Source organism: Coprobacillus sp. (genome assembly GCF_984815275.1).
On sequence record NZ_CFJNYH010000018.1, the window covers coordinates 21,458 to 43,950 of the forward strand.

The 22,493-nt window shown below is 30.8% G+C and carries 23 protein-coding genes and 1 pseudogene; 5 read left to right on the forward strand and 19 right to left on the reverse strand.

The annotated features are described in order from the left end of the window. Positions 1 to 23: 23 nt before the first annotated feature. The 5 genes and pseudogenes from AC5M21_RS07850 to bsh all read right to left on the reverse strand — a co-directional run bounded on the left by AC5M21_RS07850 (position 24) and on the right by bsh (position 5,548). The gene (locus tag AC5M21_RS07850) at positions 24 to 866 is read right to left on the reverse strand and encodes a helix-turn-helix transcriptional regulator (protein ID WP_236916414.1); all 843 of its coding nucleotides are present in this window, start codon (positions 864 to 866) and stop codon (positions 24 to 26) included. A gap of 42 nt (positions 867 to 908) precedes the next feature. Next, on the reverse strand, positions 909 to 2,375 hold the full coding sequence (locus tag AC5M21_RS07855; protein WP_008790866.1) for a family 1 glycosylhydrolase: 1,467 nt from the start codon (positions 2,373 to 2,375) through the stop codon (positions 909 to 911). An 11-nt stretch (positions 2,376 to 2,386) separates the two neighbouring features. Continuing rightward, positions 2,387 to 3,121 (reverse strand): alpha/beta hydrolase, encoded by a 735-nt coding sequence (locus tag AC5M21_RS07860; protein ID WP_017143965.1) that lies wholly within the window; start codon positions 3,119 to 3,121, stop codon positions 2,387 to 2,389. Between the two features lie 43 nt (positions 3,122 to 3,164). Further along, on the reverse strand, positions 3,165 to 4,454 hold the full coding sequence (locus AC5M21_RS07865; protein ID WP_008790864.1) for a PTS sugar transporter subunit IIC: 1,290 nt from the start codon (positions 4,452 to 4,454) through the stop codon (positions 3,165 to 3,167). Between the two features lie 144 nt (positions 4,455 to 4,598). Next, positions 4,599 to 5,548: pseudogene (gene bsh, locus AC5M21_RS07870) on the reverse strand (choloylglycine hydrolase). A 153-nt stretch (positions 5,549 to 5,701) separates the two neighbouring features. Here bsh and AC5M21_RS07875 point away from each other — a divergent pair. The 3 genes from AC5M21_RS07875 (at position 5,702) to AC5M21_RS07885 (ending at position 8,346) form a co-directional block, all read left to right on the forward strand. Beyond that, positions 5,702 to 6,241, forward strand: a complete 540-nt coding sequence (locus AC5M21_RS07875; RefSeq protein WP_008790861.1) for a transposase — start codon at positions 5,702 to 5,704, stop codon at positions 6,239 to 6,241. Positions 6,242 to 6,515: 274 nt separating this feature from the next. Beyond that, positions 6,516 to 7,286: a transposase gene (locus tag AC5M21_RS07880; protein WP_008790859.1), complete on the forward strand. Its 771-nt coding sequence runs from the start codon at positions 6,516 to 6,518 to the stop codon at positions 7,284 to 7,286. Positions 7,287 to 7,560: 274 nt separating this feature from the next. Next, positions 7,561 to 8,346, forward strand: a complete 786-nt coding sequence (locus AC5M21_RS07885; protein ID WP_008790858.1) for a MurR/RpiR family transcriptional regulator — start codon at positions 7,561 to 7,563, stop codon at positions 8,344 to 8,346. Between the two features lie 10 nt (positions 8,347 to 8,356). On the opposite strand, the gene AC5M21_RS07890 is transcribed toward AC5M21_RS07885, so the two are convergent. After that, positions 8,357 to 9,676: a PTS sugar transporter subunit IIC gene (locus AC5M21_RS07890; RefSeq protein WP_008790857.1), complete on the reverse strand. Its 1,320-nt coding sequence runs from the start codon at positions 9,674 to 9,676 to the stop codon at positions 8,357 to 8,359. Between the two features lie 224 nt (positions 9,677 to 9,900). Here AC5M21_RS07890 and AC5M21_RS07895 point away from each other — a divergent pair, with 224 nt between their 5' ends. Beyond that, complete coding sequence (locus AC5M21_RS07895) at positions 9,901 to 10,713, forward strand: MBL fold metallo-hydrolase (protein WP_008790856.1); 813 nt, start codon at positions 9,901 to 9,903, stop codon at positions 10,711 to 10,713. A gap of 30 nt (positions 10,714 to 10,743) precedes the next feature. On the opposite strand, the gene AC5M21_RS07900 is transcribed toward AC5M21_RS07895, so the two are convergent. The 7 genes from AC5M21_RS07900 to AC5M21_RS07930 form a co-directional block, all read right to left on the reverse strand. Next, entirely contained in the window at positions 10,744 to 11,334 is a 591-nt protein-coding gene (locus AC5M21_RS07900; protein ID WP_008790855.1) for a uracil-DNA glycosylase family protein, read from the reverse strand. Positions 11,335 to 11,375: 41 nt separating this feature from the next. Then, the gene (locus AC5M21_RS07905) at positions 11,376 to 12,188 is read right to left on the reverse strand and encodes a Cof-type HAD-IIB family hydrolase (RefSeq protein ID WP_008790854.1); all 813 of its coding nucleotides are present in this window, start codon (positions 12,186 to 12,188) and stop codon (positions 11,376 to 11,378) included. 3 nt (positions 12,189 to 12,191) lie between these two features. After that, positions 12,192 to 12,983 carry a Cof-type HAD-IIB family hydrolase gene (locus tag AC5M21_RS07910; protein ID WP_008790853.1) on the reverse strand — a complete coding sequence of 264 codons (792 nt, stop codon included), beginning with the start codon at positions 12,981 to 12,983 and terminating at the stop codon, positions 12,192 to 12,194. An 82-nt stretch (positions 12,984 to 13,065) separates the two neighbouring features. Then, complete coding sequence (gene bcp, locus AC5M21_RS07915) at positions 13,066 to 13,518, reverse strand: thioredoxin-dependent thiol peroxidase (RefSeq protein WP_008790852.1); 453 nt, start codon at positions 13,516 to 13,518, stop codon at positions 13,066 to 13,068. A 136-nt stretch (positions 13,519 to 13,654) separates the two neighbouring features. Continuing rightward, the gene (locus AC5M21_RS07920) at positions 13,655 to 14,638 is read right to left on the reverse strand and encodes a serine hydrolase domain-containing protein (RefSeq protein ID WP_008790851.1); all 984 of its coding nucleotides are present in this window, start codon (positions 14,636 to 14,638) and stop codon (positions 13,655 to 13,657) included. Between the two features lie 50 nt (positions 14,639 to 14,688). Then, complete coding sequence (locus AC5M21_RS07925; protein WP_008790850.1) at positions 14,689 to 15,519, reverse strand: MerR family transcriptional regulator; 831 nt, start codon at positions 15,517 to 15,519, stop codon at positions 14,689 to 14,691. Between the two features lie 115 nt (positions 15,520 to 15,634). Then, positions 15,635 to 16,612 carry an NADH:flavin oxidoreductase gene (locus AC5M21_RS07930; RefSeq protein ID WP_017143967.1) on the reverse strand — a complete coding sequence of 326 codons (978 nt, stop codon included), beginning with the start codon at positions 16,610 to 16,612 and terminating at the stop codon, positions 15,635 to 15,637. 110 nt (positions 16,613 to 16,722) lie between these two features. On the opposite strand from AC5M21_RS07930, the gene AC5M21_RS07935 reads away from it, so the two are divergent. Continuing rightward, entirely contained in the window at positions 16,723 to 17,043 is a 321-nt protein-coding gene (locus AC5M21_RS07935; RefSeq protein WP_008790848.1) for a winged helix-turn-helix transcriptional regulator, read from the forward strand. Between the two features lie 56 nt (positions 17,044 to 17,099). On the opposite strand, the gene AC5M21_RS07940 is transcribed toward AC5M21_RS07935, so the two are convergent. The 6 genes from AC5M21_RS07940 to AC5M21_RS07965 form a co-directional block, all read right to left on the reverse strand. Further along, complete coding sequence (locus AC5M21_RS07940; protein WP_008790847.1) at positions 17,100 to 17,402, reverse strand: hypothetical protein; 303 nt, start codon at positions 17,400 to 17,402, stop codon at positions 17,100 to 17,102. Positions 17,403 to 17,428: 26 nt separating this feature from the next. Next, on the reverse strand, positions 17,429 to 18,004 hold the full coding sequence (locus AC5M21_RS07945) for an SOS response-associated peptidase (protein WP_008790846.1): 576 nt from the start codon (positions 18,002 to 18,004) through the stop codon (positions 17,429 to 17,431). A gap of 47 nt (positions 18,005 to 18,051) precedes the next feature. Beyond that, complete coding sequence (locus AC5M21_RS07950; protein ID WP_008790845.1) at positions 18,052 to 18,465, reverse strand: peptide deformylase; 414 nt, start codon at positions 18,463 to 18,465, stop codon at positions 18,052 to 18,054. A gap of 101 nt (positions 18,466 to 18,566) precedes the next feature. After that, positions 18,567 to 19,559, reverse strand: coding sequence for a LacI family DNA-binding transcriptional regulator (locus tag AC5M21_RS07955; protein WP_008790844.1), 993 nt, complete (start codon positions 19,557 to 19,559; stop codon positions 18,567 to 18,569). 71 nt (positions 19,560 to 19,630) lie between these two features. Beyond that, positions 19,631 to 21,040 (reverse strand): glycoside hydrolase family 32 protein, encoded by a 1,410-nt coding sequence (locus AC5M21_RS07960; RefSeq protein WP_008790843.1) that lies wholly within the window; start codon positions 21,038 to 21,040, stop codon positions 19,631 to 19,633. 8 nt (positions 21,041 to 21,048) lie between these two features. Next, on the reverse strand, positions 21,049 to 22,488 hold the full coding sequence (locus AC5M21_RS07965) for a glycoside hydrolase family 32 protein (protein WP_008790842.1): 1,440 nt from the start codon (positions 22,486 to 22,488) through the stop codon (positions 21,049 to 21,051). Between the last annotated feature and the right edge of the window lie 5 nt (positions 22,489 to 22,493).

A 22,493-nucleotide genomic window follows, 5' to 3' on the forward strand; every position in this document is an offset into this window, starting at 1 on the left:
TCTAAAGAAAAGCCCTTGCTTTTTTATGAATGTTGCTGTTTACGATATTGTGAGGGCGTCATTGCATACCATTTTTTAAAATGATTAATCAAAGCATGTTCACTAGAAAAACCACATTCAAAAGCTATATCAATAATACGTTTTGATGATGTCATTAATAAAAACTTTGCTCTATCTAAACGAAGCTTTGTTAAATAGGTATAATAGTTTGTATTTGAATAACGCTTAAACATCAATGAAATATGCTGAGTTGTATAACCAAAATGATTCGATAAATACTGTAAAGATATATCTTCACGATAATGAGTACTGACAAAGAAAAGAATTCTTGAAAAAATATCATTATTTTCATGATGATAGGATGTAGGATCATAATGACTTTCCTGAAGACAATGAGCCAACAAGGAAAGAAGGGACGCTTTATATTCTAATTGGGAGATAATATCATCATGATTCATTTTAGCAATAACTTGTGAAAACAAGTCTATAAAACCATTATAATCTTTAATCATAAATACTTTATCAAGCAATAATGTAGAAGGCATGTGCTGTATAATAAAACCATTATTAATATGCAAACATTGGAGACGAAAATGACCTGCATTTCCAATCATTTTATGAAGTGACTGCATACCAATGACAATCACATCACCTGGTCCAACCTCAAATGAACCAGATGGTGTAATAGTTGTCATATGTCCATCAATAATGTGAACAATTTCCAGCCATTCATGCCAATGAACTTCTATAGTGGAAGGTGCTTCATTACTTCCTGCTGAATCTATAAACAAACAATATTTATTATCATCATAATCTCTAATACTACTATCAACATCTTCATATTCTTCATCGAAAATCAATCTCATTTCTATCACCAGCAACATTCTAACACATTTTACTATCTTACATCAATCAAGATCTTCTCCATTGGTTTCTATCACTTTTTTATACCAGCTAAAAGATTTTTTGCGTATTCTTTTAAGTGTACCTTCTCCAAAATCATCCATATCCACATAGACAAATCCATAACGCTTTTTCATCTCACCTGTTCCTGCAGAGACAAGATCAATACATCCCCATGGTGTATATCCTATAACGTCTACACCATCATATTCTATTGCTTTTTGAATTTGTTGAATATGTTTTCTTAAATAATCAATGCGGTAATCATCTTGAATACTACCATCTTCTTCAATTGTATCTAAAGCTCCTAAACCATTTTCAACAATCATAAGTGGAAGTTGATATTTATCGTATAAACGATTTAAAACAAGTCTTAAACCTTGTGGATCGATAGGCCATCCCCATTCACTTTCTTCAAGATATGGGTTTTTAACGCCACCTAACTGATTACCACCTGATTTTTCATTATTTCCATGTGTTGAAATAACAGACGAATTATAATAACTAAATGATATAAAATCTACTGTCCCTAAAAGAAGAATTTGTTCATCACCATCTTCTTTTTGTAAAATGATATTCTGTCTTTCTAATTCCTTTAATTTATAGGCTGGATAATAACCACGACATTGAACATCATAGTAGAAATCTTTAAAATCTCTCGCCATTTCCATTTCAGCAATAGCATCATCGGGATGACATGTTTCCGGATAGAATAAAATATTAGCAATCATTAAACCAATCTGAAAATCCGGATTGATTTGATGTCCTAAATAAACTGCTTTTGCACTAGCAAGTAACAAATGATAAATGGCCTGTTGCTGTTTTTGAGGATTGGATGCTTCTGTAATACCTAAAGTAGAATAATCTCTTAAAAAATTAATTTCATTAAAAGTTAACCAGTATTTAACTTTATTTTGATAACGCGTAAAAATAGTACGACAGTAGTTCATAAAGAAATCTATTGTTCTACGATCTAACCATCCTTCATATTGGTAAGACAAATGGAGCGGCAAATCAAAATGATTAATTGTCACAAGTGGTTCAATTCCATATTTATGACATTCATCAAAAACATCATCATAGAATTTTAAACCTTCTTCATTAGGTTGATCATCATCACCATGAGGAAAAATACGTGACCAGTTAATAGACATTCTAAACGTTTTATATCCCATTTCACCCATTAAAGCAATATCTTCTTTATAGTGATGATAAAAATCAGTTGCCACATGACTTGGATAATAAACATCTTCATCAACAATAGCTTTTGCACCTTTTGGCACATCTTCAAAACGATTTATTTCTTTTTTTGTTCCATCCTCAAGTTCAATCATAATACGTCGAGGATGTTTTTGATCACCATTTGTAATGGTATCAGCAGTCGCCAAGCCTTTACCACCACTCAAATAACCACCTTCGTATTGATTGGCTGCTGTAGCACCACCCCATAAAAAGTCTTTAGGAAATCCCATATTTTACCTCCTTAAATTTTTCTTTTTGCATTTGCATAAGCATCACTTCGCTGAATCCAATCTAAAAATTCTTCAATACACTTGTCCCAGAAACGCCATTCATGCTCATAGCCTGGTACACTCAACCATGTTAATGACATCTTTTTTTCTTTTAAACTTTTAACGAATTGAACATTCGTATCATAAAGAAAATCCTTATCACCACAAGCCATATAAATAGGAATCTCATGTTGACATTGATCCAAAACTTCATAAAGATCAATTGGATTTCCCTGCATTTCAATACCTGGTGAAAATGCACCAATTGCACTATATTTTTCAGGATGACTCAATCCATGATAAAGAGCACCAAATCCACCCATAGAAAGTCCTGCAATATAAGTATCTTCTTTTCTTGTAGAAACAGGGAAAACCTGAGTAATAAATTCTGGTAATTCATTTTCTATAAAATCTGCGAATAAATCCTCATCTTGATCAATATATTTTTTATTTTCACCTGAAATCATAACAACAGCAATCTGTCTTTCTTCAGCATATAATTCAACATTTGTATAGCCACACCATTGTGCATGATTATTTCCAAATCCATGTAAAAGATAGAGTACTGGAAATTTCTTATGATAATCATGATGAATTTTTCCCTTATTAATCATACTTTCAGGAATCGTAACTGTTGGTAAAATCACATCAATATCAACAGTTCTCATTAATGTATATGAAATGACATTACATTGTATTTTTGCCATAATGTTTTCTCCTTTCCAAAAAGAAGTTTGTCTAAACAAACTTCTATTTCGCTTTTAATTCTTGTTCTTGTTTTAAAGCATTGTTGTCATCAATTAAGAAGAATGGTAAATACATGACAAAATGAATAGCCAAGCTTATTAACCATAATAACAACATGAAGACTCCACCTTGGAAGAACACAGTAATGAATCCAGGTGTTACCCAAGGCATAGAAATTGTTGGATTAAAAGATATTGGTAAAATACCAATTAAAGCCCAAGCAACTAATCCTGAAGCTGCAGGTGAAAAGACCATTGGAATCACATATAAAGGATTTAACATAATTGGGAAACCAAAAATGATTGGTTCATTAATATTGAAAATATTAGCTGGGATAACAAGTTTACGCATTGCTTTATACTTTTCAGATTTTGCAAATAGGGTTGCAATACATAATCCTAATGTATTTCCTGCACCACCAATTTGAACACAAGCCCCTAAAATTCCAAAAATAAGATAAGGCATTGTTTCTCCGGCTAGAAAAGCTTCAGTGTTAGCCATAGAAGCCATCATTAAAACAGGCATATATGGCATTAAAATAGCATTTGGATGAATACCAAAGAACCAGATTAAATTCATTAATGAAAAGACAATAATTAATGATATTGGTGAAGCTCCAAAATATGAAATTGGCTGACCAATAAATGTTGAAACAACATTGAATACATTTCCATTTGGTGTAAATGTACATGCCCATTTTAAGGCCAAAACTAATGTAAAGATAATCATAGCCACAAATGTAGGTGCTAATGACATACTTACCATTGGTGGTACTGAATCTGGTAATTTCAATTTCAAGTTTTTACTCATTAAAAAACAGTATAATCTTGGAATTAATAAACCTAAAATTAATGCCAAGAAAATTCCGTCACTCCCCATATAATTGGTAGCTAAAGCTGAAACTGAACTTCCAGCTTCATTAGTAAATGTTTGAATTGGCATTAAAATAATAAACGCTGCTGTAGACATGACAGCTCCAATAATTCCTTGCTCACCTTCATTTCTAGTAAAACAATATCCAATTGCTCCTACAACATAAATAGCAAGTAAAGATAATGTTAAAGATATAACCTCTTGCCCTACTGTATATAATCCTGTACTGTTTAAAAAATCAACCCATGGATCAATAGGCAAATTAGACAAAACGGCAATAACTGCTACCCCTAATGTAATTGGCATTGTATACATAAAACCTTCTGTTAATGCTTTAATGTATTTACTATTGGCGACCATTGTTGCAAATGGACCAACAACTTTTTCTAAGACAGTCTGTAGCTTATTAAAAAAATTCATATTTTTCCTCCTAATATTATGAAATTCGTAGCGCTAAATCCCTTTCATTTTCTAAACAAAGTATAACCTACTTTTTCTATATAAAATGTTTTATTTTTAATATTTTTATGAACGATAATAAACAAAAAAACTGCCTAAGCAGTTTTATTGATATTGAATATTTTGTTGTCTATTTAATGGGTAGATAGATAATTGTGAAGCAGAAACTTTATTTTTCATTTGAATACAATGAATTTGATTATTTTCATATGTCTTGTAATAATAAGCTCCATCATTCATGCTCATACAACAAGAATAAACCGTATAATCTTCTTGATTTTGCATTGTTTTTACTGAACCTTTGACCATTGCGACAGCATCTAAAATATGAAAAATCTGACTGACATTCTCTTCTTCTTTTTCATTTATCATAACATTTTCCTTTAACCACAATGTCTTCACAAAACGTGAAGCAGGTGAAAAATCACCAGGAATACCAATTGTCCCAAATCCATTTCCATAAGGCTTCAATGATTGACTAGTTAAATGATCTTGAGGATAAGACGATGTCAAATGCATATAGTTATGAACATTCCATTGATGATAAGGATATGGTGGATTGTTGGTTAAAATATGAAAAGCATCTTGATAAACCTGCAATCCTGACTGCGTTGATTGTAGAATCAGACTTTCTTTTTGATCAGCAATGATCCAATGTAAAGGTGTTAAAGGAATTTTTGCATTGAAAGAAATATCTAAAAGAGAAATTTGTTCAATGACTGTTTTCATTTCCTGTACACTTTCATATTGTCCTAATAGATAGGGAATCAGCTCATAAGGTGTTATGTTCGTTTTATTTGCCTGTTCAGGAAAATAACGAGCATTTTCTGGAAAATATAAGCCAGCCATGCATAATCCCTTTTCATTCATAGCTTCAGCATATAATGGATAATTTTCCATGCCATACCAATCATTGCATATTGATTTTTAAACAATGTTCCATTTTTTAATGGAAAAGAATAATGTCTTGGTGTCAATACAACTTGTTCACCAAATGTTGTTTCCAAATCTAAATTTCTACCAAAATATCCATTGAATTGAAATGCTGTACACATATCAAAATCACCTCATTACCATTATAGACCAATTTCTATAAAATAACAAAAAAGAGGCTGTAACGCATTAAAATAAATGTATATGATAGTAAATGAAAAATAGCACGTAGATTCTGGAATGAATTTATGTGCTGTTTTTAGTATAATTAGATTATGAATACGATTGAAATATTAGAATCTAATTATCCCATAAGCAATGGTAATTATAACGCATTTCAATGCAAACTTCCACTAGATTTTTTTACATTCGTTCCTGCAGATGATCCTGTGGCATCATTCGTAGAAATCATGAAAGGAATTGATACTTCTAAATATTTTAATTGCTCTCATAGAGGCAATAAGGGCTACGACCCTAATATGATGTTGCAAGTTACATTGTTTGCATTCATGAATGGCGAAGGTGAATTAAGAAAAATGGAGGAGTTGTGTAAATACGATATTCGATATATGTGGTTATCTAATGAACAGACTCCATCATTTATGGCTTTTCAAAGATTTATATCAGATAAATTATCGATGTCTATTGAAGATATTTTTTATGATATTGTCAAAAGAATTATTGAATTAGATGATGTTGATGCTTCTAAATTGTATATTGATGGAACTAAAATAGAAGCTAATGCAAAAAAGAACAGTTTTGTATGGAAAAAGCGATACTTGGATATCAGGAAAAACATTTTCAAAAGCAACTGATTTCATTTCAAAGTTAAATGAGCATTTTCATTTAAGATATGAAACAAAGTCAAAATATTCTTCCAATGATATAGGATTCATTGTAGAGCAGTTAATGAATATGATGGTTGAAAATAATACTGAAATTGTATATGGAAAAGGTCGAAATCGATCTATATTACAGAAATATTATGATGAATTTCTTGATATTTATATGAGATTGGATTGATATGAAAAATCTTTAGAAATTTGCGGTGATAGAAACAGTTATTCAAAAACTGATCATGATGCAACTATGATGAATATGAAATATGACTATTATAATCAGACGGGTGTTTTTAAGCCAGGGTATAACTTGCAGATTGGTGTATGTGACGAATACATTATGCATATGGAAATATTTTCAAATCCTACTGATACCAGAACATATATCCCATTTATGAAAAAGTATAAAGATATCTACGACAGGTATCCAAGATGGCCTATAGCTGATGCAGGTTATGGGAGTTATGACAATTTATTATTCAATGTTATTAATGGAATGGAACTTGGATTAAAATATAATTATTATGCAAAAAAGAATTCATCAGATTTTAAAAAACAGATCTATAATCCAATGAATTGGCAATATGATGAACAAGGATTTAAAGTTTGTCCACAAGGACATCCATTTCATATTGAAAAGGATGAACGATGGAATACCAAAGGAGAATATTTACAAATAAGTCGAGTATTTGAATGCGGTCAATGTCATACTTGCCTAGTCAAGGATAAATGTACGAAAGCAAAAGAACAACGAAAAATACAAATCAATTATGCTTTAAATGAATTACTGAATAGAGTTGATGAAAACTTAGGTAATGATGAAGGGAAAGAAATGAAGAAGCAACGATGTATTCAAGTTGAAGGAGCATTTGGTGTCATTAAACAGGACATGAATTACGCTCGATTAAGAAGAAGAGGAAGACTCAATGTAAAGACTGAATTATTATTAATAGGGATTGCCTATAATATATGTAAATACCACAATAAAAAGTCTCGAAAGAGATCACAAATAATTTCGTAAAATTCAAAATGAAAAAGTGCAAAAAATGCATGTTATTTTTATGGTACTCAAAAAGTTATCCCCACCCGGATAACTTTGTTTTTTTCTAAATCATAACAATAAAGTAAAAAAAGGCGTAACACCTAAAGATTAAAAATCTTTATTCGTTACAGCCTCTTAATATTGAACATTCTTTTATCTTTACTTTCATTATTAAACAAAATAACATAAAGTGTAATATAATTGAAATATATTTCATATTTGTTATAATAATTGATATAGAGAGGTGTCTTATATGGATCCAATGCAAAAAGTATCTATTCATTATTGTAACTTAACAAAAAAAGAAAGAGCAACTTGTGATTTAATTATGGAAAACCCTGAGGTGGTCATTCATAATCCCATTGCGGAAGCGGCTGAAATTTATCAAGTTTCACCATCTTCTATCTTACGTTTATCTAAGAAAATTGGTTATAAAGGTTATAGTGAATTTCGTTATGCTTTAGAAGGTTATTATAATCATCGTTCAAGAAATCAAAAGCAAACAATTCTTTCTGATGAAATTATTGATATTTATCAAAGTTCCTTTAATGAGTTGAGAAACAGTATAGATGAAAGTAAGATTATTGAACTTGTTCATATTCTACAAACAAAAAATTTTAAAACTGTTGGGATTGGTAATTCTTCTCTAGCAGCGAAACAGTTAATATATTCTTTATATGTAGAAGACTACTGGGGAGAATGTGTTAATGATAGTGTTAAAGTGAGTTTTCTTGACAAGACACTGACACCAAATGATGCGATTATTGTGTTCTCTGTCTCTGGTAATCATGATCTTTACTATAAAGAGATGAAAAAATGGAAAGAATCAGGTGCAACAATTGTCTTAGTCACAACCAATCCTGAATCTCAATTATGTAAACTATGTCAACTCTCAATTACTCTTCCTTCCTTACCGCTCACACTTTTCCAATCTCCTAAACAAGTTCACTATCTTGAAAATCGTACTATTTTTTATGTCTTCATAGATATTCTGCTGGCTTACTTTGTTACAACAAAGACCACTAATCAAACTGACTAGTGGTCTTTTTCTATGCTTCATTCTTGGCTTCTTCAGCAAGCAAAGTTTTATCATAGTTTTTAATAAACGGCATAATGATGAGAACATCTAAGGCACACAATAGTATCCATAAAACAGGTGCTTTCCAATCCATTGTCGATAAGAAAGCGGCTAATGGTGCAGGTGTTGTCCAAGGTAATACCAGATATGTTTTTCCAATAATATCAAAATATGTACAGGCATAAGCAATACAAATATTTAAAATAGTACAAAGTAAAGTTGGAATAAGTGTGAAGACATTCAAGACTGTAGGCACTCCAAATACAAGGGGTTCATTAATATTAAAGGCTGTAGATAATGGTGCAAGTTTACAAAGAGCTCTCATTTGTTTAGATTTTGTGACTAAAATCATAGCAATCAAAAGTGCTATATATGTACACCATCCACCCCAGACACCATTAAATTGACCAGCAAAAATATGTGTCATTTCTTGATGTGCTTGATATGCTTCAAGATTAAGTGCAATATTCATAGTAATGATAGGTGTTACAACTGCTCCTACCATATTATCTCCATGAATTCCAAAGAACCAGAACATCTGTGATAACAATAGCAATAATAAGATAGAAGGTAAAGATTCACTAGCACTTAATAACGGCTGTAATACATGAGAAAGTAAATCACATAATCCTCCTCCTGTCATTTGCGTACATACAACATTTAACAAGATAAATCCAATAACATTCATAGCCATTGGTATTAAAACTTTAAATGGTGAGGCTACATTGGGAGGAACTGAGGCAGGCATTTTAATTGTCACATTGTGTTTAACACAGAAATTTGTAATTTCTACTACAATAATTGCAACCAAAATAGCAGTAAACATTCCTCCTGCCCCAATGTTCGCAGTTGGCATAAATGAGCCAGTCTCCAATGTTTGTGGCGCAGCCGCAATACACAAGAAAGTTAAAAGAGCAGTAAAGCAGCTTTCTAGTTTTGGAATGCCATATCGTTCTGCTAAACGATAAGCAACGGCACCAACAACATATAAAGAGATAGCTCCTAATGTTAAGTTATAAGGTATAAATAATATATTTGAGTTTGCACTCGCCCAATCATACCAAGTTAATAGAAATTGATAGAAAAAGTTTGATCCAGTCATAGTTGTTGGATCAACTGGTGGTTGCGCTAATAATATCGCAAACCCACCAATGATTGTTAGTGGAATCAAAATTCCCATAGCATCTCGAACTGCAGCCAGATGCCTTTGTTCACCTAATTTTTCAGAAATAGGTAATAATATCTTTTCAAGTTTTTCTTGAAATTTTCCAATAAACCCATTTGTTTGCATTTTTCTTCTCCTTTGTAGATATTTGTCGAGTCATGTAAGTGTTTACAATTTGAGTATATCATATATGAAATATATTTCAATATTTATTTTATATTTAATATATTTTTCATTTATATCTTTACAAAATGTTTTCAATTTGTATAATGAAAGTAAGTTATGTATGTGTTTGTCTAAGAAACAGTCTAATTAAGAATGAAATATATTTCATATAAGGGAGGAATATAATGAAATATTTTAAATCAGAAATTTTAAGTGAAAGAGTGATTAGAATAATTGAGCTTGGTGGTGTATGCTGCTACTTAGTTATAGGAGATAAAAAAGCCTGTCTACTAGATACAGGTTCAGGATACGGGAATATTAAGGAATACGTAGACACATTAACTGACAAGCCCGTCTTTGTTATTTTATCACATGCTCATTATGATCATATGGGTGGAGCTGCACTTTTTGAAGATGTCTACATCAATTTAGAGGATCTTCCCGTTTTTCGTAAACATGGGGATATGACAACACGCTATGAGGAAGCGCAAAGAATTCCAGAAACCAAAACAATTCCCTACTCAGATATGATTCCTACACGAATGAAACCAATGAAAGGCATTAAGAATGGCGATATCTTTGATTTAGGAAATGTTCATATACAAATGATATCTGTATCAGGACATACTCCAGGTATGATGTGTCCTTTGATTCAAGAAGAAAGAACAATTATTTTTGGTGATGCCTGTGGGGTTTCTGTATTGTTATTTGATGAATATTCATCTTGTGTTTCTGAATACTTGAAAAGTCTTGAAGTTTTAAAAACATATGAGAATGATTATGATACTATCTATCGTAACCATGGTACCTTTTTTTCAGAAAAATCATTATTGGATAATGTTATTGAATGTTGTCACCTGATTCTTACAAACCAAGATGATCATATTCCTGTTGAGTTCCATCATTATCATCTCTATGCTGCAAAAGAAACCAACGAGTTTCATCGTATAGATGGCAAAGAAGGTAATATTCTTTATTCACTTGATAAAGCAAAATAAAAAGGAGTGATTGTCTAGATTTCTAGATAATCATTCCTTTTCTATATATTTGTGTATAATTGTTCTTATTTGAGGCATTCTATCTTGCTCAAATTGAGGATGATCTTTTAACCATTTTCTATTCAATGGTGAGGGATGTGGCAATACATACAAAGGTCTTCCTTGAAAGATATGATCATTAAAAATTAATGATTCTAAAGTTTCATTGGGAAAAAGATACTTTGCAGCATAACTTCCAATAATAATATAAATTTGTGGTTCAATAATGTTAAGTTCTTTCTTCAAAAAATAATCCGCGCAATGTGTTGGTGGAGGAATATCACCTGTTGTTTTAGCTTTACCAGGATAACATCGTCCAACTGATGTTATGTAAAAATATTGAGGATTATCAAATTCTTCTCTCGTAATTTGATACCAATCCTTTAACAACTTGCGACCACTTGCATCATTAAAAGGTTTACCAGTTTCCATGACTTTTTGAGATGGTGCTTGACTAATTTGCATAATTACAGAATCTCTATTTCCTTGAAACACTGGTCTTGGATCATTTTCAAAAATATCTTTACATTTTTGACATGATAATAATTCTTCTTTTAATTTATTAAATGCATCAATACTCATTATTCATCACACCTTCTTTATGAACAGTATACCCTTATACACTACATATTTATTAAATATTTTGCAATGCCATTATTTTCACAGTCATCACAAATATCATCAGCAGCACTTTTAACACTTTCAAAAGAATTACCCATAGCAACTCCAATTCCTGCTGTTTTTAACATATCAATATCATTTTCACCATTTCCAAAAGCAATCATTTGATTTAATGGAATGTTTTTGATTCCAGACAATACTTTTAAAGCATGTCCTTTACTTAATCCTAATGGATTAATTTCAACCCAGGCGTCTTCAACCATACATAATTCATATTTATTTTCAACTTCATTCTGTAAATCTTTAATGATTTGACTCATTGTACCAGCTGTCTGAATAAATGCAATTTTTTTAAGACAATCAAAATAAGACATAGGTATCTCAGATATATCATGTATCTCATTTTTAACAGAAGTCATAAAATGATCATTAATAATACCTGTGTTTCCATATTCTAAAATATATAAACAATCTTTGAAAAAGAAAATCATATCTATATGATACTTTTTAGCTAGATCAGCAAGTTGGACTCCATCTTCATACTTTAATTTTTCTTCTTTATGTAATAATCGATTTTCCATATCATAGATTTCTAAACCATTTAAACAAATGTAAGTATTTTGTAAATAATCAGACATATTTAATTTCTTACCAATTTTTTGAATACTGTCAATATCTCTTCCACTGGCTAAAACAAGTGAGATACCTTTTTCCTGATATTTCATCAATACATCTTTTGTATAAGGTAAAATATTTTGATTTTTCGTTAACAATGTTCCATCTAAATCCATAACAATCATTTTTATATCATTCATATCTTATTCCTCATTCAATATCTCTTTTATTTTTTGAATAACACCTTGTTCATCATTAGAAGCAATGACTTCATAGGCTATATCTTTTATGGGTTGAACTGCATTGTCCATTGCATATCCATACTTAACTTGTTGAAGCAATTCATAGTCGTTCATTTGATCTCCAAAAGCGACACATTCATCTGGCTCAATATCATATATAGCTTGTAAGAATTGCATTCCTAATCCTTTATGTGCTTCTTTATTCTGGATATCCATCCATTCATTACCTGATGTCACAACCTTAACTTTAGAAGGCAATTGACTTTGAATATCATTTATAATATTTTGAATATGATGTTGAGTATCATAGATAGCAATTTTCATAATATCATCATCAATATAATCAAACGAATCAATAAATGTATATGCACAATAATACTTTTTAACTTCATCCTGATACTGTAAATCCCTTTTTAATATATAAGCACCCTTTCGTCCACATAAAATCATAAATAAACTAGGAATTTGTGAAATCAAATGTTTAACTTTTTCAACATGTTCTTTGAAAATAATATTGCAATAGAGTTCAGTTGCACCTTCAGCAATATAACTTCCATTTTCTGCAATAAAATACATATGTTCGCTAAATGGTAGGAATTTCTGATACAAACGATAATATTGATTACCACTTGCAGCAACAAATTTAATATTTTTTTCTTTTAATTTATAAAATAAACTTAAGAATTCAGGGTCAAATTTTTTCTGTGAGTCTAAAAAAGTTCCATCCATATCAGTTGCTATTAACTTAATCATGTTCAACCTCCTATCAATGGAAGTAGTATAACATATATTACCCTTATAATTCAAAAAAAAAGAAATCCACAAATATGAATTTCTAAATTTCTCCTAACATTTGATTCGCATTTTCAGCTGCTTTCACTTTCCCAAAGACTTTTTCAATATAACCTTCTTCATTAATTAAATAAGTAGTCCTCACAACACCCATAACTTTTTTACCATACATGTTTTTTTCTTGCCAAACATCATATGCTTTAATAGCTACTAACTCTGGATCAGAAATTAACACAAATGGCAACTGATACTTTTCTTCAAATTTCTTATGAGAAGCAACAGTGTCCTTGCTCACACCTAGAATGACAGCTCCTTTGTCTATAAATTGTGGATAGTTTTCTGCAAAACCACAAGCTTGCTTAGTACATCCAGGTGTATTATCTTTTGGATAAAAATAGAGAATAACTTTTTGACCTCTATAATCACTTAATGAGATATTATCTCCATTTTGATTTAATAATGTAAAATCTGGTGCTTTTATACCTACTTCTAACATATACTCACTCTCCTTGTTTCTATCATAAGAAAACTGAAATAAAAAAGCAAATATAATGCTTAATTATTCGCTTATCTTTAAGTTAGACAATATAACAAGAATAATGATTATCAAAGTTACTTTTCTAACTCAATTTTTATAACATAATAAATGGTTCAATATAATCTTGTAAAAAGTCAATGCGATCAAAAATTGTCGGTTTAAAATATGATGTCACAGTAATCACTATATTGCATGTTGGATTTACATATATAACATTCCCACTATTTCCAATAGCTGAATATATTTGCTTCTTTTCATCTATAATCCACCAAAGATATCCATAAGACATATTTCTAAATTCTTCTCCACATTTATAATTTGGTTTTGTCATTTCTTCAATCCATTGAGAGGATATAATTTGTTTTCCATTATAAACGCCTTTATCTAAACAAAGCTGTCCGATTTTTGCCATGTCTATTGCAGAGAAACATAAACCATAGCCTGCAGCCCCTACTCCTTTAGGATCACAGAACCATACATTTGTTTTTGGATCTTTACACATAGTAAAGTGTTTATGTTCTTCAGCAGTTTCTGCCAAATAATTCATATGCTTTTCTATTCCAATAGGTTCAAATAAATATTTATTTGCAAAATCAACAACTTTTAAACCACTTGTTTTAGATATAATACCTGTTAATATATGTATACCTAAAGTTGAATATTGAAATTCACCAGTTAATCCCTTTCTTCCACCAAGAAAATCTAAAGCTGAAATCGTCCAATCATCACTTGAACAAATTTTAGTCCAAGGTTCATATTTATACTTATAAGGTGCCATCATAGTTAATAAATGTTTAATTGTGACTTTTTGAATTGTTTTTTCTCCTCTTTTTATTTTATAATCAGGAAAGAAATCCAATACAGGTTGTTCTATACTTTTTATATAGCCTTTATCAATTGCTATCCCTACAAGTAATGCGACTATACTTTTTGTTGCAGACATAACATGACATGCATCTGTTTTCTTATAATTATTCCATTCATCTGAATAGACTTCTTTACCATCTTTATAACAAGATATCTGACAAATATTAGGTTGTTGTTCCTTAATCAAATCATGTAATTGTTTTTTGTTCATATTTCCCTCCATTTTTATTTATATAAATTTTATCCTTAAGTTTGTTATCTCTATCTTTTTTCTTTCTTTTTTACTGGATAATAAACTTCCGTAATAAGATCATTCTCAGTTTTAACCTGTTCTGGATCATTGACATAAACTTCAAACAAAGCATCATTATTTTCATAACCATTCTTTTCAGCCCATTCAATCTGTTTTGTATAAACTGAAGAAAGTTGTGAATAAGATCCACGAATAACTGTTTTCAAACATAAATGGGGATGAAATTCCCGTGAACCAGTCACTTGTTCTTTAATGGGTAAAGCAAATTCATAATCCAATCCCAGTTCTCCAAATTCTTCACTATGGAAAAGAGACATCGGAGGAGCAGTAATCGTAAGTTGATTATCTATAACTCTTCTGACTAATTGGTTGAAACAACGGACTGCTTCATCTTCACATTCATATTCATGCACTCTTTTACGAATATATAAGATATTCATTTTTGGTACTTCTACCAATTGAACATCAATATTTTCTAAATAGGACATCATTGCGTTCCCTTGTTTCACATTCAATATATCATCATTTAATTGATTGAGTATTTGATTATATTCTTGGACCTGTCTTTCCATTTCTTTTTTCTTTTTCATAAGTGATATATAGAGTTTTTTATCTTGTAATTTATTTGATTCTAAAATTGTTTTGATTTCATCTAAAGAGAAATTATAAGATTTTAATCTATTAATAAATAACATTCTTTCTAATTGATCAATAGAATAATATCTATAACCATTTTCAGGATTAATTTCATCTGGTATAATAAGTCCTATTTCTGCATAATAACGGAGTGTTTTTGTAGATACACTACAGATCTTTGAAAATTCTCCAATCGATAACATCACTAATCCTCCTTTGTATGTCTTTCAAACATCTTATATTATCATACACCTTTCCCTAAGGGAAAAGTCAACCAAAAAATCCCTTCTTTTTTAAGAAGGGATATAAGAATAATCTTTATATCTGAGTTTGTAGTCTTTTAATAAATGTAGCATCTTTGATAAATGGTCTTGAGAACCCAAAAAAATGAACATGGCTTGTTTCATAAATGGGTTGAATATCTTTTAACTCTCTTAATCCTCCAGTTAAAATAACAGGTGTAGAAATGACTTGTGATAATCGAACTGCTGCATCTTTATAATAAGCACGTTCTTGAGCTTTATGTTTTTTCAATTGATTTCCACTCACTTCAATGGCATTCATTCCAGCATTTGAAAGTTTAGTTGCTATGTTTATAAACTCTTCTACACTCAAGCCACCCTCTTGTTCATCAGATGAATTGATTTTTATCCATATAGGATAATCTTCACCAACCTCTTCACGTATAGCTTGATAAACCTCTAGAACAATACGTGAACGATTTTCAGTATTTCCACCATATTGATCATGTCTGTGATTGAAGAGTGGAGATATAAACTGTGATAACAAATACCCATGGGCACAATGTATTTGAACACCATCAAACCCAGCAGATTTCGCTCTTTTAGCAGCAAGTGCAAAATAATGAACAACATTCTTAATATCTTCCTTTGTCATTTCCTGAGGTGTGATTTGTGATGTTGGATGAGTTATTGCTGATGGTCCTAAAACCGTAGCTGTTTCAATATACCCTTGTCCAATTGAACTGCCATGAACAATCTGCATAATAATCTTAGTTCCATATGCATGAACAGCATCTACAATCTTAGCATAGTCAGGAATAAGACTATCATCATAGATACCTAATTGATTTTTAGTTGGTTGTTCATAAGGTGTGATATATGCATAACTTGTAATAATCGTACCAACATCCCCCTTAGCGAGTTCTACATATTGATGTTTAATTTCATCAGTTGGTCTTCCATCTTCAGTCGCTTTGCCTTCATAAGTCGCAGAACGTATAAAATGATTTTTTACAGTTAAGTTGCCTATTTTTGTTTCTTTAAATAATGTCATATGATTTCTCCTTATTTTTATATTCATTGCAATTCTATTATATTTTATATATACTCTTTTGTATAGAACGCACTTTTTATATAGATACTATCACAAAGGAGAGTGAATATATGGAATTATCTTATGAAGACATTAATATTAAACCTTTTGCTTACGCGTTTTCATTAATAGAAGGAAAATGGAAAATGCATATTTTATTTTGGTTATGGAAAACAGAAGTCATGCGTTATAGTGAATTAAAAAGAGCACTTCAAGGAGTGACTCATAAAATGCTTTCAAATAAACTTAAAGAATTAGAGGTAGATGGATTGATTGTTCGTCATGAATATCCCCAAATACCACCAAAAGTTGAATATTCTTTATCTGACAAAGGCAAATCATTTATGCCTATTTTACAGGAAATGTGTAAATGGGGTTCTAAAAATATATAAATATAATAGAAAACACAATCAGATGAAAAATTCTTTTTGTGTTTTATTATCTTTAACTATTTATTTTTTAACTTTTCAATCTCTTCTTTAATCTTATCAATACTTTTTTCTAATAAATCATAATCACTGTCACTTTGGTCTTTATCTTGATTTTCATCTTTGTTATCCTGATTCAAAAGTTGATTTTGCCCTTGAATATATAACAGATAAACGCTGTTTAAAGAAACTACACTGCCAAGTGTTGCTAAAAAAGTTCCTACTACAGCCTGTTCATCAGCTGAAAAGGATTCCATGAAAGCGGCACTTATTAAGACAATAATTTCATCTAGCACCAAAGGATGGACATTAGGTAAAGACATAGACATCACCAATATAATATATGCAATTAATCAAATAATGATTGTTGAATCTGACCAGAAATAATATTTAATTCATCAGGAACCAAACTCAAAAAAGATTCCAAATATTGATTATCATATAACCACTTATGAAGATCACTTTGTGGAATGACTAAAGGCATTCTTGAATGGATACCCTGCATTGTCTGATTAGCCTTAGTTGTAATGATTGTAACCTCATTTTGAGTTTCACGATATATTCCAGCCATTAATAAGATAGCATGTTGCTTTGGCTCAAATGAGATTTTATTCTTATGTGAATCCCACTCATAAAAGCCTTTTGCTGGAACAATACATCTATGTGTTTTCGCATCTGCAGCAAACATTCTTTTTTCTAATAATGTTTCACATCTTGCATTGATAACTAATGATGAATTTTGTTTCATTGTATAACCCCACTTTAATGGAACCAATGTTAAATGTTCATTCTTTACAATGATGACTGGTATATCCTGACTTGGAAAGAAATCTCTTTCACCCTCATCATACTCATATTGATTATCTTGAACAATAGACTTTATTAGAGTATATGTTTCACCATCAAAATAATATCTTCCACACATAACTTCATCTCCTCCCTTAAATTATTGCCAATAATTTCTTAATGATTCTAAATTAAAATCCCTTGACAATGATCTATTTCATGTTGGATAATTTGTGCAACATATCCTTCAAATGTTTTAATCTTTACTTTAAAATGAATATCTTTGTATTCTACCTTTATTTTTTCATATCTTTTCACAGCTTTTTCTCCAATATGTGAAAGGCATCCTTCATGGGTATCGTAATATCTTCCAGATGTCTTTAAAATAATCGGATTTATCATAACAAGATGATCATTATTATTTTTCACAATAATGATACGTTTATGATACCCAATCATATTGGCAGCCATACCTACACAATGATCCTCATGAGCAACAAGTGTATCTCGTAAATCTTGTACTATTGCCATATCATCTAGAGTCGCTTCTACTGATTTTTGACTTAATATAAACTGATCAGTCACTATATCTCTTATCATTTCTCATTTTCCTCTCATTCATATTTAAGAAAAGACAAACTTATGGCTTGTCTTCATTTCCATTTCTACTATTATAAATCTTTTCTCAAACTCATCATAACTTATAATTTTTTTACAGATTCACCTTTTATCAATTGATAACCAATTAGCTGAGTATGTGCAACCAGTTCTTCCTGAATTAATTGAATTATAGTTTTTCCAGCCATTTGTCCAGCAAGTTCATTATCATAGCGAATTGTGCATAAACTTGGTGTCACAAGTGCTGAAATTTCATAACCTCCAAACCCAATCAATGAAATATCATCAGGAATTTTTAATCCCATTTCATGAATTTCTTTATAACATGCCAAAGCAATATTATCTGTTGCACAAATAATCATAGTTGGTCGATGATTTGTTAAATATTCTTTAATAACTTTGCGTGATTCTTGGAAAGAAAAGTTTGTTTCTTTTACAACAATATTTTCTATATTGTAATCTTTCAAAGCATCTAGAACACCTTTTTTTCTTTGAACACCAACTGCTTCATCTTTACGATCCACACCCATATATAAAATTTGCTTATGATTCATTTGAGCAGCATATGTTCCAACATCATAACCAGCATGATAATCATCATAAATAATTGAGATTCCACCCTTAAATAACTGAGCAACCACCAATATTGGAATATCTAATTTGGCTGCAAGTTGCTGATGAGTCATAGTTAATGCAGTTGCTAATAAAATAATACCATCAACATTCATTCGCCATAAGTGTTCTATTGATGCGAGTTCTCTAATCTCATTATGATTTGTATTTATAATAATTGTTGAATACCCATTATTCTTTAAATATTCATCTATTGCCATGAGCATTCGTGATGAGGTAATAGAGTCTAGACATGGTGCAATAATCCCTATTGTATGTGAGTGCTTTGCTTTTAAACTTTGGGCAACTGCATTAGGTTCATAATTATACTCATCAACAATCTTCTTCAGTTTAATTCTTGTTTCTTCCTTTACATAGCCACCATTAAAATAACGAGAAACAGTGCTCTTGGCAACGCCTGCTATTTTGGCTATATCATTCATTGTTAATTTCTTTTTATCCATAATATTTTCCTCATCCTTTATTATAAGTGAAAGGTTCTTTGAAAACAAGAAAATCCTTGCTAGCAAGGATTTTACCATTCTATTTGGTATGGCAATAATTCATAAAAATCAGCTTGTGCATTGACTTTATTGATGATGATATCATCACAGTTTCCAAAAATACGTGTAGACATTGTATAATATCCATCATTTATAAATATCTCAAGTGAACTTATATCACTAAAGATTTGTAACTTATATAAGTCCTGAATAATAACTGATCTTTTTTCTCTACCATCACCACATTGATACATTGTTAATGTTAGGAGACTTTCTTGACAATTATATGAAATATAGCAATCTTCCCTTAAATGCATATGGAAATCAGTAGATGTTAAAAAGTGAATTATCATTTCAAAACACAAACTGTTTTTATGGAATTTTTGTTGAAGGTTGAACTGTTCATGGTGATGACGTAATGATTTCAACTGTGGAATTGGTATTTGATAAATATGATGATCTTTATATTTAAGAAGACGTGGTAAAGCAAGAGCTTGTTCCCAGCCATCTTGTGCGGTTTGATTCTTTGTATAACTTGCTTCAGACATACCCAACCATGCAAAAAGAATACGCTCACCATTTTGATTTATAAATGTACGTGCTGAATAAAAATCAAATCCATAATCAAATTGTTGAAATTCTCCTAAAGTTCCATTTTTACGAAAATCACCATGAACTTCAAAATAACCACATTGATGACTATTTTGATATTTATATTCAACGCCTTCAACACCTTGGGGACAAGCAATAAGAAATCTATGTTTGCCCAGTATAATGATATCAGGACATTCCCACATGTAACCAAATGTATTTGAGGTAGTTAGTTCATTTAAGTAAGTCCAATGTGTCATATCCTGACTTTCATATATCAGAACAAGCCCTTTATTCTCAAGATGACGTGCCCCAAGCACCATATAATATTGATTATCTTCTTTAAAAATCTGAGGATCCCTAACATGTTTTGTCATGGTATGAGGGAAATCCTTATTTGTCATTAACAATTGCTTATGATTGAAATGAATTCCATCTAAAGAGGAAACAGATAACACATTTTGTTCACGTCCAGATGTTACATAATCGTAATCTCCAGTATATCTCACATTTCCTGTATAGAAAACATGTAAAACACCAGATTCTAAAAGACTGCTACCACTATAGACACCATCTTTATCATATTGACTATCTGGATAAATAGCAATCTTCTCCCTTTTAAAGTGCACAAAATCCTGAGTACTGTAATGCCCCCAAACACAGGCTGTTCTCTCATCTGTTATACATGCAAGTGGATTATAAATATAGTATATATGATATGTGTCACCTATTTGACACATTCCATTAGGGTCTGCAAGTGATCCAACAGGTGGCATTAAATGATAATGAAGACGATAGGTTTCTTGATTCACCTGATTGAAAGCTTGTTCTGCTTCATGTATGTTTGACATTATCATATCTACTTTTCTATATGATATCCTGACAATTCATAAAAATGAACCTGCCCATTATTATGAGAATTGATATGAACTTTCTGTTGGAGTGTTTGACTATAAACACGTGTTGTAAAAACTTCTTTTCCACCATTAACAAATATTTCTATACTAGATGTATCACTATAGATTGTAAAATCAGTGATTTCATTTAATTGCACACTCCTATTTGTACGCCCACAACCACTCTCACCTAATGAAAGAGTTAAAACATTATTTTGATAGATAAACTGAACATCATCTCTTATATTAATATTAAATTCTTGATCATTATCAAATTCCACTTTCATTTCATAACAAATACAAGTTGGACAGTGTTGATTGAAATCCTGAAGAGAAGTCGTTAATGAAGATTTTCTCAGTTGTTTTAATTCTTCAAGGGGTTGTTGAACTATTTGATTATCTTGATAACTTAAAACTCTTGGCATTGTTAATGCATGTTGCCAATCATGTGAGATAGTGGGCTGGTTATGATATGATGCATCAGGTATCCCCATCCAACTCAACTGAATTCTTCTTCCCTTTTCATCAATGAAACTTTGTGGAGCATAAATATCAAAACCGCGATCTAATTCTTTGAACTCTCCCAATTGATAAGTGTTATTGTCAAAATCAAAATTGATTGGATAATAGCCTGTTTGATATACATTTGCATAATCATATGCAATTTGTTCAACACCTTGAGGACATACCATAAGTATTAACTGTCCATCTAACTCAAATAAATCAGGACATTCCCACATATATCCAAACTTATCTGGTGTTTCAATACGATTGTAATAATCAAAATGGATAAAATCATGACTCCTGTACATTAAAACACAACCCTTATTATTCTGGCTCCTTGCTCCTAAAACCATATAATAATCATTACCCTTTTGAAATATTTTTGGATCTCGCACATGAGCAGACATATCTGCAGGATAATCATGATTTGTTAAAACAACTTCTTTCTTTGAAAGACTGTAACCATCCTGACTCGTTATATGAATAGTATTTTGTTCACGTCCATTTTGAATATAATCATAATCATCACGATCCATTAATTTCACATTTCCTGTATAAAAATAGTGAATTGTATTATTTTCAATAAATGCCGATCCACTATATACACCATCCCTATCAGCTTGCTGATCTGGAAATAAAAATGGCTCTTCTTGTTTAAATGTAATCATATCTTGAGTTGTATAATGACCCCATAATTTTGTTCCCCAGCCACAATCAAATGGTGTGTACTGGAAATAGATATGATAAGTTCCATGATTCTGACATAATCCATTGGGATCATTAAGAAACCCAGTTGGTGGCATGAGGTGATAGTGCAAACGATATGGATCTTTAGCAACATTATCACGCATACTCTGATAATTCTTATATTGTTTTAAATAATCTTCTTTTGTCATCATAATGA